Source organism: Bacteroides sp. AF39-16AC (assembly GCF_003602735.1).
GTDB lineage: Bacteria > Bacteroidota > Bacteroidia > Bacteroidales > Bacteroidaceae > Bacteroides > Bacteroides uniformis.
Genome location: NZ_QTLN01000007.1, coordinates 139117 through 156636 on the forward strand (window position 1 = coordinate 139117; position 17520 = coordinate 156636).

Annotated in this window: 12 protein-coding genes; 3 read left to right on the plus strand and 9 right to left on the minus strand. The window is 47.8% G+C overall.

Going from position 1 to position 17520, the window contains the following annotated elements; all coding sequences use genetic code 11:
- Window positions 1–32: 32 nt before the first annotated feature.
- Together purT and DW039_RS08535 are read right to left on the minus strand one after the other, a co-directional pair.
- A complete protein-coding gene (gene purT / locus DW039_RS08530; RefSeq protein ID WP_005827720.1) occupies window positions 33–1199 on the minus strand; it encodes a formate-dependent phosphoribosylglycinamide formyltransferase in 1167 nt (388 codons plus the stop codon).
- Window positions 1200–1337: 138 nt separating this feature from the next.
- Window positions 1338–2855, minus strand: coding sequence for a DUF4301 family protein (locus tag DW039_RS08535; RefSeq protein WP_119957893.1), 1518 nt, complete (start codon window positions 2853–2855; stop codon window positions 1338–1340).
- Between the two features lie 105 nt (window positions 2856–2960).
- Between DW039_RS08535 and DW039_RS08540 the strand changes: the two genes are divergently transcribed.
- Complete coding sequence (locus DW039_RS08540; protein ID WP_120381862.1) at window positions 2961–5180, plus strand: bifunctional (p)ppGpp synthetase/guanosine-3',5'-bis(diphosphate) 3'-pyrophosphohydrolase; 2220 nt, start codon at window positions 2961–2963, stop codon at window positions 5178–5180.
- A gap of 16 nt (window positions 5181–5196) precedes the next feature.
- Complete coding sequence (locus DW039_RS08545; RefSeq protein WP_005827712.1) at window positions 5197–5568, plus strand: diacylglycerol kinase family protein; 372 nt, start codon at window positions 5197–5199, stop codon at window positions 5566–5568.
- Here DW039_RS08545 and DW039_RS08550 read toward each other — a convergent pair.
- From DW039_RS08550 to DW039_RS08560, 3 genes are all read right to left on the minus strand, one after another.
- Window positions 5544–6521: an MFS transporter gene (locus tag DW039_RS08550; RefSeq protein ID WP_034523184.1), complete on the minus strand. Its 978-nt coding sequence runs from the start codon at window positions 6519–6521 to the stop codon at window positions 5544–5546. The two genes, DW039_RS08545 and DW039_RS08550, sit on opposite strands and share 25 nt — an antisense overlap.
- The gene (panB, locus tag DW039_RS08555; protein WP_034523185.1) at window positions 6502–7323 is read right to left on the minus strand and encodes a 3-methyl-2-oxobutanoate hydroxymethyltransferase; all 822 of its coding nucleotides are present in this window, start codon (window positions 7321–7323) and stop codon (window positions 6502–6504) included. The genes DW039_RS08550 and panB overlap by 20 nt, the downstream gene beginning before the upstream one ends.
- 69 nt (window positions 7324–7392) lie before the next feature.
- Window positions 7393–8040: an HAD family phosphatase gene (locus DW039_RS08560; protein ID WP_005837215.1), complete on the minus strand. Its 648-nt coding sequence runs from the start codon at window positions 8038–8040 to the stop codon at window positions 7393–7395.
- A gap of 118 nt (window positions 8041–8158) precedes the next feature.
- Here DW039_RS08560 and DW039_RS08565 point away from each other — a divergent pair, with 118 nt between their 5' ends.
- A complete protein-coding gene (locus DW039_RS08565; protein ID WP_057253038.1) occupies window positions 8159–9514 on the plus strand; it encodes an MATE family efflux transporter in 1356 nt (451 codons plus the stop codon).
- Window positions 9515–9665: 151 nt separating this feature from the next.
- Here DW039_RS08565 and DW039_RS08570 read toward each other — a convergent pair whose 3' ends face one another.
- The 4 genes from DW039_RS08570 to DW039_RS08585 are packed head-to-tail and all read right to left on the minus strand — an operon-like array spanning window position 9666 to window position 17338.
- Window positions 9666–11969 carry an ABC transporter permease gene (locus tag DW039_RS08570; protein WP_005827699.1) on the minus strand — a complete coding sequence of 768 codons (2304 nt, stop codon included), beginning with the start codon at window positions 11967–11969 and terminating at the stop codon, window positions 9666–9668.
- A gap of 19 nt (window positions 11970–11988) precedes the next feature.
- Window positions 11989–14292 (minus strand): ABC transporter permease, encoded by a 2304-nt coding sequence (locus DW039_RS08575; protein WP_120381863.1) that lies wholly within the window; start codon window positions 14290–14292, stop codon window positions 11989–11991.
- Between the two features lie 21 nt (window positions 14293–14313).
- Window positions 14314–14997, minus strand: coding sequence for an ABC transporter ATP-binding protein (locus DW039_RS08580; RefSeq protein WP_008664472.1), 684 nt, complete (start codon window positions 14995–14997; stop codon window positions 14314–14316).
- A 25-nt stretch (window positions 14998–15022) separates the two neighbouring features.
- Complete coding sequence (locus DW039_RS08585) at window positions 15023–17338, minus strand: ABC transporter permease (RefSeq protein ID WP_009038362.1); 2316 nt, start codon at window positions 17336–17338, stop codon at window positions 15023–15025.
- Window positions 17339–17520: the final 182 nt, after the last annotated feature.

Below are 17520 nucleotides of genomic sequence, written 5' to 3' on the forward strand. Positions count from 1 at the left end.
TCAACAAATCACCAATCATTCATCACTAATCATTAATATACCTCTACCCTATCAGCAATACGCTTCGCTTTGTCGCGCAGCGTGTCAAGATCACTGTCAAGAGGTGCATAACACAGCACTACACCCATACGGCGGTTTACGCGGGTAGTAGGCTTACCAAAAATACGCAGATAAGTATCCTCTTCTTTCGTAACCTCTTCCATGCCACGATAATTGGGACGTTCCTGACTGGCTATCGGAGAAAGGATGACAGCACTGGCTCCTATACGCTCCTGCTTGATGCCAGGGATAGGCAGACCAAGCACCGCACGACAGTGCAATTCAAACTCATTCAGATTCTGGGTTCCGGCCAGGGTTACCATACCCGTATCGTGCGGACGTGGAGAGAGTTCGGAGAAATAGACACCGTTCTCATGGCTGAGAAAGAATTCCACTCCCCACAATCCGGCACCGGTCAAGGCACGGGTCACTTTCTCTGCCATATCCTGCGCCTCCCTTAGATGGGCAGGGTCAATATGGGCAGGCTGGAAGCTTTCACGATAGTCCCCACCCTTCTGTACATGGCCGATAGGCGGGCAGAACAAGGTCGGACCATTCTTCTGTGTTACGGTGAGCAGTGTTATCTCACTGTCGAACTTGATGAACTCTTCAATGATAAGTTCTTTGATGTCTCCACGGCTACCATTACAGCCATACTCCCAGGCATGCTCCAGTTCGTCGGCACTCTTTACGAGAGACTGGCCTTTACCGGAAGAGGACATCAGCGGTTTCACCACACACGGGAAACCTATCTTTTCAGCAGCAGCTTTCAGTTCATCCAAAGATTTGGCATAAAAATATTTAGCAGTCTTCAATCCCAGCTCTTTAGCTGCAAGGTCACGTATGGCTTTACGGTTCATGGTAAAGTTCACGGCGCGTGCACTGGGCACTACCTGAATGCCTTCTTTCTCGAAATCATACAGACGTTCCGTACGGATAGCCTCAATTTCCGGAACAATAATATCCGGCTGGTGTTTGCGTACTACACGTTCCAAAGCATCTCCATCGAGCATGCTGAATACCTCACATTCATCTGCCACTTGCATGGCAGGCGCTCCGGCATACGAGTCGCAAGCAATGATATACTGGCCCTTACGTTGGGCAGAAATAACAAACTCCTTGCCCAACTCACCGGAACCTAACAATAAAATCTTTTTCATCAATTCTTTTATTTACAATTTTATATATTTACGATTTGACGACGTACGATGTACGATTAGAGTTACTTTAGACAATAAACCGCCACAAGCCAAAGCAATCCCAATCGTACATCGTAAATCGTCTAATAGTAAATCCTCTTATTGGTGCTGGTCTCTCAACAAGTCATTCACCGTCTTTACCGGATTGAATGTAGTCAGAGGCACTTCTACAAATACTGTGTTCCAATCACTCATGGCTCCGTTCCACAAACCGGGAAGTTCAAGCGCTTTCAGGTCCTTGCCGTTCTTGGACTTATAGGAGATGAACCCCGTCGCTTTATCCACATACTTCACAAGATTGAACTTATGTCCTTTATAGTCACGTACGGCGCAAACCAAATCCACCGGATTGAAATGGGTACCTTTTTCAAACATTTCCTTCTTTTCCGGGTCGTCCATATCAATCTGCGAACTTTCCAGAATCTGCAGAGAGATAGTACCGTCACTGTTGTATGCCAAGAACGGACCTCCGCCCGGTTCGCCTACGTTCTTCACCATACCGCAAACACGCATCGGACGGTTCAGCTTCTCTTTCAGATATATAACCAACTCGGCATCTTCCAGATTCTTTGTCTCCGGATTCTTGCAATAGAGTTGTTTCTGCAGGAATTGCAGAACTTCAAGAATTTGCTCGTGTGTATACTTCCCGCTGTCAAGCAACTGCAGATAAGCAAACGCTCTCTGCTGTAACGCTACCAGCACACCGGCAATCAGTTTCTTATATAATACGGTGTCACCTTTCAGCTTGTCGGGTACCACATTGTCTATATTCTTTATGAAGATAATATCCGCATCAAGGTCATTCAAGTTTTCAATCAAGGCGCCATGACCGCCGGGACGGAACAACAATTTGCCATTGTCGCGGAAGGGTTTGTTTTCCATATCGGCGGCAATGGTATCGGTGCTCGGCTTCTGTTCCGAAAAAGAGATGTTATAATCCACCCCATACTTCTTTGCATAAGCGGCAGCCTTTTCGTCTACCAAAGCCTTGAACAAGGCACGATGTTCGGGCGAAACCGTGAAATGCACATTCACCTTACCGTTCTTATTGGCAGCATACAATGCTCCTTCTACCAAGTGCTCTTCCAGCGGCGTGCGGCTACCGTCTTCATACTTATGGAACTTAAGCAATCCTTTGGGCAGAGCACCATAGTTCAGTCCGGCCCCTTCGAGTAAGGCAGCAACAACCGCCTTGTAGTTTCCAGCGGCAACCAAAGTCGGTATATCCTTTCCGGCAGTCCTCTGGCAAGCGGTATTCAAGTCATCATAGAAGGCAAACTTCTCTATTTTCTCAAAGAAAGTCTTTTCAAAGTTTGTCTGGGGAGTGTCATAGTCTGCCCCGAGAAATTCAAACAAGTTCTTGAACATACGGCTGGCAGCACCCGAAGCAGGCACAAACTTCACCACCACTTTATCGGTTTGTGTATATGCCTCCCAGGCATCCAGGTATTTCTTCTGTTCATCCGTATCCGGAGCCAGTATACCCTTTTCTACAGAAGCGGCGGCAGACAGCTTCAAGTATGGAAAACCTTTTTCGAAACAAGCCAACTGTTCAGCTATTTGTTCTTCGGAGATGCCTTTATTTTCGAGCAACTCTTTGTCTTGCGGTGTTATCATAATATCTTGTTTTATTAATTCATGCCCAAAAATACAAAAAAAGCAGAACTGCCGTCAAGAAAATGAAGAAAAAACTTACCTTTGAAGCATAAAATACGGACGATTATGGAAACTGATGAATTTTTCACTATCAAAGAGAAAGATTTACTCTTCTCGCTCTACCGCAAACTGTTGCAACTTTCCGGAGAAACCCTCCAGAAGGGGGACTGCAAAAAGCTGAAAACACATCTTGTCAATACTATACAGAACAACCGTATCCAGCGTGATATATTCGGTTTGAATCCCGTCATCAAAGATATGCAGACGGCTGTCATTGTAGCGGAAGAAATCGGAATGAAGCGTGCTTCTATCCTGGGGCTCATGCTGCACGACTCCGTGCGCTGCGGCACTTGCACCGCTCTGGAAGTGGAGCAAATCTATGGCGAGGATGTGGCAGGCATCATCCGGGGATTGATACGTGTAAACGAACTTTATTCCAAAAGTCCTACCATCGAGTCCGAGAATTTCCGCAACTTGTTGCTGACTTTCGCTGAGGACATGCGTGTCATTCTCATTATGATTGCCGACCGCGTAAACATCATGCGGCAGATAAAAGATTGCAAGAACGATGAAGCCCGTCGGCAGGTAGCCAACGAAGCGGCTTATCTCTATGCGCCCCTTGCCCATAAGCTGGGTCTGTACAAATTGAAGTCGGAACTGGAAGACCTCTCATTGAAATATACAGAAAAGGAAGTTTACTACCATATCAAGGAAAAACTGAATGAGACCAAGGCATCGCGTGACAAGTACATTGCCGCCTTCATTGCACCGGTACAGAAGAAGCTCGAAGAAGCCGGACTGAAGTTCCATATCAAAGGACGCACCAAGTCCATCCACTCCATCTACCAGAAAATGAAGAAGCAGAAATGCCCCTTCGAAGGCGTGTATGACCTGTTCGCCATCCGCGTCATCCTGGCCTCTTGCCTGGAAAAGGAGAAACTGGAATGTTGGCAGGCCTACTCCATCGTAACAGATATGTACCAGCCTAACCCGAAAAGGCTACGCGACTGGCTGTCCGTACCTAAAAGCAACGGATATGAATCACTGCACATCACCGTGATGGGCCCCGAAGGCAAATGGGTGGAAGTACAAATACGTACCGAACGCATGGATGATATTGCCGAACGAGGCCTGGCCGCCCATTGGCGATACAAAGGAGTGAAAGGTGAATCTGGTCTTGACGAATGGCTGACTTCCGTACGCGAAGCCTTAGAGAGCTCGGACAGCAACGGACTGGAAACGATGGACCAGTTCAAACTGGATTTGTACGAAGACGAGGTATTTGTATTTACCCCCAAAGGTGATTTGTTCAAACTTGCCAAAGGCTCCACCGTGCTCGATTTTGCGTTCCACATCCATAGCAAACTGGGCTGCAAATGTATCGGTGCAAAAGTGAACGGCAAGAATGTACAGCTGAAGCAAATGCTGCATAGCGGTGACCAGGTGGAGATAATGACATCGAATACGCAGACGCCCAAGCAGGACTGGCTGAACATCGTAACCACCTCCAAGGCACGCACCAAAATACGCCAGGCATTGAAGGAAATGGCTGCACGCCAGCACGCCTTCGCTAAGGAAACCCTGGAACGCAAGTTCAAGAACCGGAAGATAGAGTATGATGAAGGAACCATGATGCGCCTCATCAAGCGCCTCGGTTTCAAGATAGTGACCGACTTCTATCAAGCCATAGCCGATGAAGAACTGGATGTCAACGAGATTATAGACAAATACCAGGAACAGCAAAGACGGGAAAATGATACGCGCGACGATATTGTCTACCGCAGTGCTGAAGGCTATAACCTTCAACAAGGCATACCGGAAGAGATAGGTACCAAAGAAGATGTACTGGTCATTGATCAAAATCTGAAAGGATTGGATTTCAAGTTGGCACGCTGCTGCAATCCCATCTATGGAGATGATGTATTCGGCTTTGTCAGTGTGACGGGAGGTATCAAGATACACCGTTGCGATTGTCCCAATGCCAGTGATTTGCACTCACGTTTCGGCTACCGTATCGTGAAGGCACGCTGGGCCGGAAAGTCACAAGGTACACAGTACCCCATCACCCTGCGCGTAGTGGGACACGATGACATCGGCATCGTGACCAACATCACTTCCATCATTTCCAAAGAAACGGGTATTACTTTGAGAAGCATCGGCATTGACTCGCATGACGGGCTGTTCTCCGGAACACTGACCATCATGGTGAGCGATACGGGACATCTGGAAGCACTTGTCAAGAAACTGAGAACAGTAAAGGGAGTGAAACAGGTTTCAAGGAATTAAGCAACAACTATAATCCATGAAGTACGACTTTAAAAAGCAGTTGCGCAGTTTCGGATATGCTTGGAAAGGTATCCGGTGTTGCATAGGAAAAGAACAGAACCTGAGCTTCCATCTGATAGCTACGGCTGTGGTAGTCATTGCAGGATTCGTTTTAGGCATTACCCGCATGGAGTGGATGATAATCATTCTCTGCATCGGAGTGGTGATAGCAGCCGAACTGTTCAATACCGCCATTGAGAAGCTGGTCGACCTGGTGTCTCCCCAACAGCATCCCGTGGCAGGGCAAGTAAAAGACATAGCCGCCGGAGCAGTACTGGTATGTGCTGCAACGGCAGCCATTATAGGATTGATTGTATTTATCCCTTACCTCACCCGCTTCTTCTTATAATAAGGATAGGTCAGCAGTACAAAGAAAAATACGGCAAGCATAGCAGCAACAGACGCCACATGGTATATCTGCGCTTTGTCCATCAGGTGGCAAGCCACAGTCATGCCCACCAGCAGCCCTGCCTCCATAGACAAATGACAAGTGGTGTTTGCCGTTCCACGCTGGCAATGGTGCGACAGCTTGACGAACATCTTCATGAACGGGACTGTAATGAACACCAATACAGCCAATGCCGCCAATGACCAGTAATCGCCCACAAACATCAGTGGCAGCAACGCTCCCGGTACAAAAGCAATCAGTAGCATATTGATGGCAGGTACCCATGCACGCGGCAATAAGAAGCGGTCCATATTGCACAACGACACGCCTATCGGAGCACGGAAAGCCACATATACCCTCGATGCGAAAAATATGCTAGCCAGTCCGGCCGCTACGGACAGATAGGTCACCATACGGAAACCATACATCTTATACATTCCAATGCCCAACACAACACCCACCAGCATGCCCAAGCGTGCAGCCCATGCATATACCATGTTTCCTGCGCTGCGGCGCGCGGAAGTCGTTATGTCGATGGCCACCGTAATGCCCGCTGTGGTTGCCAGCCCGAAACATGCTCCCTGCACAGCGGCAAGCAGCAGAAATTTCGTATAACCATCCACAAAGGCATATCCCAGAACAGCCGCCAGCATAATGAGTGCGGAGTAAAGGAGCACGTGTTTCCTTTTATATTCATCGACCAGATAGGCATGGAAAGGACCGACAGCAAACATGGCCACCACAAAGACCAGAAACATGCTGCCCGCCTGCCCGACGGAAACACCCAACTGCTCTCCCATCACAAAAGGAAGCAAAGGGAAAAGCATATAGACGGATATGAACAGCAACAGATTTGCCGTACACATCCGCCAAAAATTGAGTGTCATGAGTTTGTTAGTACTGTTCTTTCTCATTCGGGAAATCTAAATTCTTCACATCGGATACATAACGGCTGATGGCATCCGTCATCACTGTATGCAGGTCGGCATAGCGACGCAGGAAACGGGGACGAAAACCGTTATTCATACCCAGCATATCCTGAACCACCAACACCTGGCCGTCCACATCGCCACCGGCACCGATGCCTATAACGGGTATAGTCAGCTCGCTTGCCACGCGGGCAGCCAATGCGGCAGGAATCTTCTCCAATACCAGTCCGAAGCATCCGGCTTCTTCCAGCAAATGCGCATCGCGTACCAGTTTCTCGGCTTCGGCATCATCCTTGGCACGGACCGTATATGTTCCATACTTGTTGATGGATTGGGGCATCAGTCCGAGATGTCCCATGATGGGAATACCGGCGCTGAGGATACGCTTCACCGTACCGATGATTTCCTCGCCTCCCTCCAGTTTGAGGGCGTCGGCATGGCTTTCTTTCATAATACGGATAGCGGAAGCCAATCCCTCCAGTTCGTTGCCCTGATAAGAGCCGAAAGGCATGTCGACAATGACCATGGCACGCTTCACACCGCGAACCACGGATTTGCCATGATAAATCATCTGGTCGAGCGTGATGGGAAGCGTGGTGACATTGCCTGCCATTACATTGGAAGCGGAATCTCCCACCAGAATCACGTCTACCCCGGCACCGTCCACAATCTGCGCCATAGTATAGTCATATGATGTCAACATTGATATCTTTTCGCCTCTCTGCTTCATTTCGATAAGGCGATGTGTAGTCACTTTACGAGTGTCGTCTGAAATATAACCCATGATAGTATTTACAATTTGGCAATTTACAATTACTCAATTTAATTTTCGGCGCAAAGGTAATCCTTTTTCTGATTACTTGTACAATTGAGTTAATTTATCGTAAGTGAATCCCTGAAAGTCATCCAATACATAATGACACAACGGAGCTATGTCTTCACGGGAATTGGTGGTTGCCAACCCTATAACGGTAGCTCCTGAAGCCATGCCGGCTTTCAGCCCGTTGAAAGAATCCTCGAATACATATGTGGTGTCGGGAGTTGTGCCGAAAACCTCCATACCCAACAGAAAACAATCCGGTGCAGGCTTGGAAGCCGTAAACATCTCGGCCGTAAGGATACGGTCGAAAAGAGTCTTTATTTCGGGATGAACCCGATAGACAGCTGCCATCTTCGCTTCGTTGGAGCTGGTCACTACGGCAGTCTTCACCCCATTCCGGTGTAGGTCGGCAATGAAGTCAAGCACTCCGGGAATAAAGTCGAATGACATTTCCTGTTCAAAGCGGTTCAGCCGTTCGGTAATTTCGGCCTGTTCCTTCGCCATGCCCGGAAAAAAGGTATCATAAATATAGACCAGCGTCTGGCCCTTCACCCTGCCTTCAATATCATCCATACCCAAATACTGCTTTCCCATTTCATGCCAGAAGTGACTGTACTGTGTTTCCGTGTCTACCACCACGCCGTCAAAATCAAAAAGTACGGCGGTTGCTTTTGTTGTGTCCATAAACTTTCTTTTACCTAAATCTGTTAATACCAAAACATTATAGCGTACAAAGGTGGGAATAATCTGCGAATCAAACAAATATTTTATACCTTTGTGCTCCTTAATTGACTCATATCAAATGAACAACGCGCATATATTAGGAACCGAACGTATTGGCAAACTGCTTGTGCAGTACTCCATTCCGGCCATTATAGGCATGACGATTACTTCGTTGTACAACATCATCGACAGCATTTTCATCGGTCATGGCGTAGGTCCTATGGGCATTGCCGGACTCGCCATTACTTTCCCTCTGATGAATCTGGTCGTGGCTTTCTGTACGATGGTATCGGCAGGTGGCTCCACCATTTCGTCCATCCGGTTGGGACAGAAAGACCTGGACGGAGCAACGGAAGTATTGGGAAACACACTGATGTTCTGCCTGGTCAACGCATTCCTATTCGGCAGTATTTCATTCATCTTTCTGGATGACATCCTGCGCTTCTTCGGTGCCAGCAATGATACGTTGCCATATGCCCGCGACTTTATGCAGGTGATATTACTGGGTACCCCCGTCACTTATACCATGATTGGCCTGAACAATATCATGCGTGCCACGGGATATCCCAAGAAAGCGATGCTCACGTCTATGGTAACGGTAGTCTGCAACATAATCCTCGCTCCCATTTTCATCTTCCAATTTGACTGGGGAATACGGGGAGCTGCAACGGCAACGGTCATCTCGCAGTTCATCGGCATGGTGTGGGTAGTGAGCCATTTCCTGCAAAAGACAAGTGTGGTACGTCTGCAACGGGGGTTCTGGAAGATGAAGAAACGTATCATCAGTAGTATATTATCCATCGGTATGTCACCGTTTCTGATGAACGTCACGGCATGTGTCATTGTGATTATCGTAAACAACAGCCTCCAACAGTACGGAGGCGATATGGCCATCGGGGCATATGGCATTATCAACCGACTGCTGGTACTCTATGTAATGATTGTATTGGGGCTGACGATGGGAATGCAACCGATTGTAGGCTATAACTTCGGTGCGCAAAAGCACGACCGTGTGAAGGCTACCCTGCGCCTGACCATCATTGCCGGAGTATGTATCACCAGTACCGGCTTCCTTATCTGCGAATTGTTCCCCCATGCCATATCTGCCATCTTTACCAGTGATGAAGAGTTGATAGATATTGCTTCCAGAGGCGTACGCATTGCCGTAGCCATATTCCCGTTGGTAGGTGCACAGATTGTCATCGGCAATTTCTTCCAAAGCATCGGGAAAGCGAAAATCAGTATCTTCTTGTCGCTGACACGCCAATTACTGTATCTGTTGCCGGGACTACTGATATTCCCGCATTACTTTGGGCTGGACGGCATCTGGATATGTATGCCGGTATCGGACTTCTTTGCTTTTGTAACGGCAGCGGTGGCATTGTGGATATATGTAAAGAGATTACCCACAGGAATTACCGAAAAAGCGAGGTGAAAGTGATTTATTCTACTGCAAATATTGCATTTTATGTTATAACAAACAAATTGTTCGAAAATATATCATTCATTCAGCCCAAACACATCATCTATTCGCCCCAAACAGATGGTCTGTCTACCCCAAACGCATGATGTATGTTGCGGCAACTTTATTCGCTCTTGATGCTCTTTACCGGATTTTCATTGGCAATGCACCATGCCTTCAATACCACGGTAGCAACGATAAACAACAGCAACAGACAACCTACAAGAATATATCCGCCTATAGGGAATGGCACAACATCAGAGAACTGGCTCGCCCAAAGCTTTCCGGCCCGGCATGCTCCCCCAATACCTATGGCGACAGACGGAATGGCCAGCCAAAGCACATCTCTTGACAATAACAGCAAAATACTTTCCGTCTCCGCTCCATTCACTTTACGAATGGCAATCTCTTTTGAACGCAGGCGGATTTCATCATTCACATAGCCTATCAGTCCCATCAGAATGATAAAGAGTATGGTCAATGAAACCAGCAGGGTGACATCACGAAATACCCGTACAGACTCGGCATAACTGCGCATTTCCTGCTCCACCGAACGGAATACGAGGCTTTTCTGAGGATAAATCCGATGCATCTCTTCATTGAGGCGGGCGAGATTTTCATCCAATGGCTCTTTGAGGCGAACATGCAGGGTGGCAGCTGTCTTCCCCGTCCATTCCACCATCACCGGCAAATTATCGTTGGGCATATCGGCAAAACTGAAACTGTCTAACAGCCCGACAACAGTGCCATAATCATTCACCCGCTTGCCTATGGGGCTGTCTGTCCAATTCATCTTCTCATAAAAGACACTGTTGACAAGCAACTGACCTTCTCCCGTCAAGTTATGCCCCTCTTTCAGTCTCAGACCAATGAAAGGAAGAAAATCACTGTCGAACCAAGTATTACGAGGATAGAAAAGCTCGTTACCCTGATTGTCAAGAATTGGCTGGTTAGAACCGAACCACAATATAGGGCGTTCTGCCGAAGCAACCCCTTCCACATAAGGCAAACTGCCGACAAGACTACGCAGGCTATTGCCATCCACTTCCCGCTGGGTGGTATATGCCACACGTTCAGGACGCCAACCACGGTCACGCGTCGTTACATAACTGTACTGTGAAACGACCATCAGCATCATCCCCAGAATGAATGCCGCTCCGATGAACTGAACAAAAAGCAGTACCCGTTTCCAGCCACGACGCCCGGAAGTGTAGCGGCGGAACACTTGTGTCACCGGAATACGAGCGAAAAGCATGGCAGGCAGGCAACCACCTAAAATAAACAGTAACAGTATCACCGACAATGGTGCCCAAAGATTCTGCCAGTCAAAAAGAGCACTGAGAGGTACAGCTGCCAATTCTTCCATTTTTTCGTGGAAAATATACACCAGCAGTCCAATGAGCAGCAAGGCAAGCCCTACTACTATAGCAGTCTCTACCATGAACATGGAAAAGATGCTACTTCCCGAAGCACCGCTGCATTTGTGTACACCGATGGCCTTGGCACGCTGTGTCAGCGAAGCCACGGAAACGAGTACATAATTCAATGCGGTCGTAAAAAGCAGCACGATACCCAGGAAGAACATAATCCAAATCATCTTCCGTACTTGAGGAGTCTCGACATGCAGATTATGGATAGGGACAATACGTACGCTCAATTCTAAACCACTTTCCGGTGGAATATGACGGGCAATAGCTATGGACATACGCTCATTCAGCCAATCAGCATCCTGCGGACTGCGCAGCCTGAGATAACCGTCGTAGTTTCCGCCGCTCTGCCAACCCAGGTCCCACTTCAGATGCCGCCCTATAGTAGGAAAGGAAATGATTGCCTCTGGACGCCTCTCCAAAGAAGTGTTCAACGGAATATCGGCAAAGATACCCTTCACGAGCAGTGTAGTCTGATATCCCCAAAAATCATAACGCAGTGTTTTCCCTATCGGATTTTCGTCACCGAAGGCCTCCTTTGCTGACTTGGCGGAAAGGAATACGACATCCGGACCCGCCAAATCCTGTGGATTGCCTTCTATCATCTCCAAACCGAGTACAGAAAAATAAAGTGTATCTGCCATCACCGTGGACATATCTAATTGGCGCTCACCCAACTGGAAACTATTATCAAAAAGAGAACAGCTCACTGTGCTACTTTCCACTTGTTCCGGAAACTCTTCGGCAATGGCAGCCGGAATCGGAATGATGGTAAAGCGACTTTCGTTACCTTCCAACACTCCATTTTTCAACCAACCCGTCTTCACAATATAAAGGTTATCCGAATCATGATAAAAGTTATCAAAACTCAACTCGAATGCAATCCGTGCAAATAGAAATACAGACATCAGCAGTCCCAATGCCAAAGATACAATCTTAATGGCATTGGAACCTTGCTTGTGCAACAAGCTTTGTAATGTATAATAAATGTGCCGCCTCATAATTTCCTGAAGTTATTCTTTATTCACTCTTGATACTGTCTACCGGATTCTCATTGGCAATCCGCCATGCCTTGAATACTACACAACCGATGATGAGCAATAGTACAATGCATGCAATAAGCAAGAATCCGCAGATACCAAAATCCACTCCCTCCACAAACTGCTCTATCCAGACACCGCCTATATACCAGGCTCCCAGCCCTCCAAGAAAAACGGCCGGCAAGGATATCCAGAATATATCCTTCGAGAAAAGCCGGAGAATGGATGACGCTTCCGCACCATTCACTTTACGGATGGCAATTTCCTTGCTGCGGCGTTGTATCTCGTCATTGATGTAGCCAATCAACCCCATTAACGTAACAAAAAGGATGGTTATGGCAGCCAGTAAAGCTGCATTACGGAAATCCGTGACGGTACTGTTCTGGTCGTCAATGACCTTTTGGAACGAGGAAAATACAATGTCACGGGTGGGAAACAGCTTTTCCATGTCTTCGTTCAAACGCTTGAGGTTATCGTCAAAAGGCTCTTTCAGACGTAATTGGATGTTTCCGGAAAATCGGTCAAGATAAGTTGCATACATAGGTTGCACCGCCACATAAGCGGCATTGGATGTAGCAAAGTCTTTCAGTACACCTACAATATTGCCCGCTATGCGATCGCCGTTGCGCACTTGCCTGCCTATCGGTTTATCTTCCCAATGCATCATTTTCAAAAATGTTTCATTGACCAATATCTGCCCAGGGGCATCCATATTCTTGCCTTCCGCAAATTCCAACTTCATAAACGGGGCATAGTCCTTGCCAAATTCCACCCAACGCATGCTCATCCACTGCCCGTTATCAGTCGTAACCCCTTCTCCGCTCAATCCGTCTGTAAGAAGATTACCGCTACAAGCTCCATCTTCCACATAAGGCAAAGAAAGCATCACACTACGATTTGCATCGCTTTCCGCATCCGAGTCAAAGGATACGCCCGAAGCATAAGCCACCCGGTGGTAATCGAATCCACGTTCTTTATTGGTGATGTAATGGCTCTGCATAAGCACCAGCCCCAACAAGCCGAAAATAAAAGAGGTACCGGCAAACTGCACAAACAAGAGCGGACGTTTCCAGCCTTTCTTGCCTTCGGTGTACCGGCGGAAAACCTGCGTCACCGGAATGCGGGCAAAAAGCTGCCCGGGCAACATGCCGCCTATCATAAACAAAATGACTATCACTGAAAGCGGTGCCCAAATGTTTTCCCAAGAGAAAAGACCGGCAAGACTAACGTCGAGCATGTCCTCCAACGGCTCACGGAAATTAAATAGAAGCAGCGCTACAAGCAGCAAGGAAGAAAGCATGATGACTCCGGTCTCCCATAAGAACATACCGAAAATAGTTCCCGTATTTGCCCCACTACATTTATGTACGCCTATAGCTTTGGCACGACGGTTCATGGCTGAGATGGAAATAAGCACATAATTCATCGCCACAATAAAAAGTATGGCGGTTCCCAGCGTCAACAGAATCCATACCATACGCATGGTACTGATACCAAATTCCATACGGTAGTCCTTTATCGGAACCAGACTGATAAACACATCATCGCTCTTGCGCACCTGCTCGGCAAGTTTCTCTATTCGGGTGTTCACATCGTCCAGTTGCACCCCCGGGCGCAGACGGACAAAGGACATATAGCTGTCTCCACCTCCCCATCCCCAGTATCCCCAATGATGCTTGAAGGAGGTAGCCAGAGACATCACGACACCACTTCCATAGAAACTGGAGTTTTCGGGGAAATCTTCAAAAATGCCCTTCACGGTCATTGACATCTGTTTGTTATAGACCACCGTCTGCCCGATGGGATTCTTATCGGCAAACATGCTGCCGGCCAGCTCCCTGCTGATGAAGACCACCTCCGGATTATTCAGCTCGCGAGGGTCTCCACTGACAACATCAATGCCCATAGTGGCAAAGAAACAAGAATCGGCCGTCATGGCATTGGTCTGGAAACGGCGTTCATTGGCAAACCAAGCCGAATTGCTCCACCATTGCTGGGTGACGGTAACACTCTCCACCTCGTCAGGCAGGTTTTCGGCAATGGTACCAGCCACCGGTCCAAGAGTTATATGCGAAGGATGATACTCGTTGTTGTAATACCATACTGTTTTGACAAGACACAAACGTTCATGGTCCTTGTAGCAGGTATCATAATTGAGCTCGAATGCCTGACGGGAAAAAATGAGGATACTGACTGCCAACCCCAGTCCCAGAGAAACAATCTTGATGAGGTTGGAGCCTTTTCCTCGTATCAATGTCTGGAGAGTGTAATATAGTTGTCTCATGGAAGTTGTTTTAAAAGTCCGTTACAAATCCTGCGCTGCCACACTTGCCACCACACTACCGTCGAAAAGATGTATCGTGCGGTGTGCAAACGAGGCGTCGTGCTGGCTGTGGGTCACCATAATAATCGTAGTACCCTCTTTATTCAGTTCTGTCAACAGATTCATCACCTCAGCTCCGTTCTTGGAGTCCAAGTTACCGGTAGGTTCATCGGCGAGTATCAGCTTGGGATTGGTTACGACCGCACGGGCTATCGCCACACGCTGCTGCTGACCGCCGGAAAGCTGTTGTGGGAAGTGTTTGGCACGGTGGCTGATGTTCATCCGCTTCAGAATATCCTCTACCATGCGTTTGCGCTCACTTGCCTTCACGCCGAGGTACGTAAGGGGAAGTTCCACATTCTCGTACACATTCAGTTCGTCTATCAGGTTGAAGCTCTGGAACACGAATCCCAGCTTGCCCTTGCGCACACGGGTACGTTCCTTTTCCTTCAAATCCGCTACTTCCTGACCGAGGAGCTTGTAACTGCCCTCCGTAGGATTGTCCAGCAGCCCGAGGATGTTCAGCAAGGTGGACTTGCCGCAACCTGACGGTCCCATAATGGCTACAAACTCCCCCTCCTTTACATCGAGGCTGACGTGGTTCAATGCTACTGTCTCTACTTCCGAAGTACGGAATACTTTGCTGATGTTGTTAATTTCAATCATGATATTCTATGTATTAATATTATTATCATTCGCTCTTAATGCTGTTTACCGGGTTCTCGTTCGCTATCCGCCAGGACTTCCAAAGTACGCAGGCTACGATAATCACCAAATTGGCCATCACTACCAGTACGTATACTGCCCAACTGACGGGAATACGCTCCGCGAACTGTTCCATCCACATTCCGTTGACATACCATGCCAATACCGTACCGATGACAACTGCCGGAGCTGCCACAACGAGTATATCCCTTGACAACATTTCCAAGATGCCAGAAGCCTCTGCGCCGTTCACTTTGCGGATGGCAATCTCCTTGCTGCGGCGGCGCACCTCGTCGGTGGTATAACCAATCAGTCCCATCAGCATGATGAAGAACATGGTCACTGCCGCCATCAAAGTGGCATTACGGAATACACGGACAGAATTATAACTATTCTCTATTCTTTTCTCATAGCCGGTAAAGTCAATAGTCTGGTCATGGAAAGCCTCGGCTACATCGTGGTTCAGCTTCTGCAGATTTTCGGTAAAGGGTTCTTTCAAACGGACATGTACCGTTCCATAAAAATTCTTGTTTCCCCGGGCTATGAAAGGCATCTTCTCGGTTCTGAAACTCTCTATCTGGAAATCCTTCAACTGCCCTACGACCTTGAATGTATTCCCTTCGGTATATACCGTACGGCCCACGACGTCGTCTCCCCAACGCATCATCTCAGCAAAGGTTTCGTTCACCACGACTTCCTCTTTATCGCGCGCCATACGTCCCGTCTTCATAGTCATGCCCATCAAAGCAGGAAAATCCTCGCGCATGAAATAAGAAGAACGACAAGAGAACAGTGCCTGCCCGCTCTCACTATGAATCATCGAACCGCTATATCCGCTAATGGGCGTGCTGTTGGCGCTGGACACCGCTTCCACGTAGGGCAATCCCTTGAAGAACTGATAAGCCGCATCACGCGTCGCTTCATTATCCCAGTAGGCATTGCCTATGGCTATCTGCTTGGGATTATACCCCATATCCTTTTTCAGTACATACTGGTATTGCGACATCACCACACACATCAATCCACTAATGAATGCCACGCCTGCAAACTGGACAAACAGCAACGGACGCTTCCAGCCCTTCTTCCCCTCGGTATAGCGGCGGAACACCTGCGATACGGGAATACGCGCAAAGAGCCGGCCCGGCAATACGCCTCCCACTATAAACAGCAGAAGCACTACCGACAACGGTACCCAGATACGCTCCGGAGCCAACAAGGTGGAGAGCTTTACAACGACCGTGTCTTCCACAAAATCGCGGAAGTTGAGCATTATCAACGCCATCAGCAGCAATGCCGCCACAATGATGATACCCGTTTCCAGCAAAAACATGCTGAAAACCGTGCCACCGCTCGCACCGCTGCATTTATGTACGCCTACCGACTTGGCGCGGTAGCTCAAAGAGGAAATGGAAATCAGCACATAGTTCAACGCCGCAATGAAAAGAATGGCAAAACCAAGAATGCTCATAATGACACGCATCCGCTGCACATCATCATAATTGCGGTATGTATCACGGATGGGCTGCACAAAAGCCGTGTAACCGTACTCTTTCTTATCTTCTGCCGGGCGATATTTGTCTATCATGGCATCAATACGCGCATTGACAACAGATTTGTCGGCACCGGGACGGAAACGGATAAACTCTACCCAACTGTCTCCCCCGCTCCACGAGTAGTTATTCCAGTTGCGGCTCCACAAGGTAGGCATCGAGATAACCGCTTCCGGATTGATTGTGGCGTTCTCAGGCAAATTGGCATAGATTCCCTTCACCGTCAGGTCAAACTGATGGTCATAATTAAGCGTTTTCCCTATAGGATTCTCCTCACCGAACACTTTCCTTGCAAAGCGTTCACTCAAGAAAATAATATCCTTCTGCACCAAGTCCTTTTCGGGATTGCCGTTCAGGACGTCGATGCCCATAGTACGAAAGAACAGCGAATCGGCTGCAATCTTCCTGTCATCAAGACGCACGCTTCCATTGTAAAGAGGAGCAGATACCATAGACGTGCTCAAACTTACTGCCGACTCCACCTCTTTGGGGAAGTTCTCCAAAATGGCCCCTGCCACGGGACCGCAATTCCACTCTTGAGGCTCAAACTTCTCTCCTTTCACCGAGAATATCGACCATACCTGATACAAGTTATCATAATCCTTAAAGCAAGTGTCAAAACTCTGTTCATATGCCACGCGGGAGAAAAGCAGAATACTCATCGTCAATCCCAATCCCAAAGAAATGACCTTGATGATATTCGAACCGCGTCCCCGCAGTAAAGTCTGAATTACATAATAGATTTGTTTCATTCCGTTTATCGTTTATTAGATTTATTTTCTTGCTTTTCATATTGCAGAAAGCGTGCCAAAGAATACACAAACCTGATTATCAGCGCATATCGTATTTCAGAAGAAGACAAAGGTGTCTAATTTTTAGACACTCCCGTCTAAAAATTAGACAGAGGCCGAATCTCTGTTCAGCCTCATAGAAC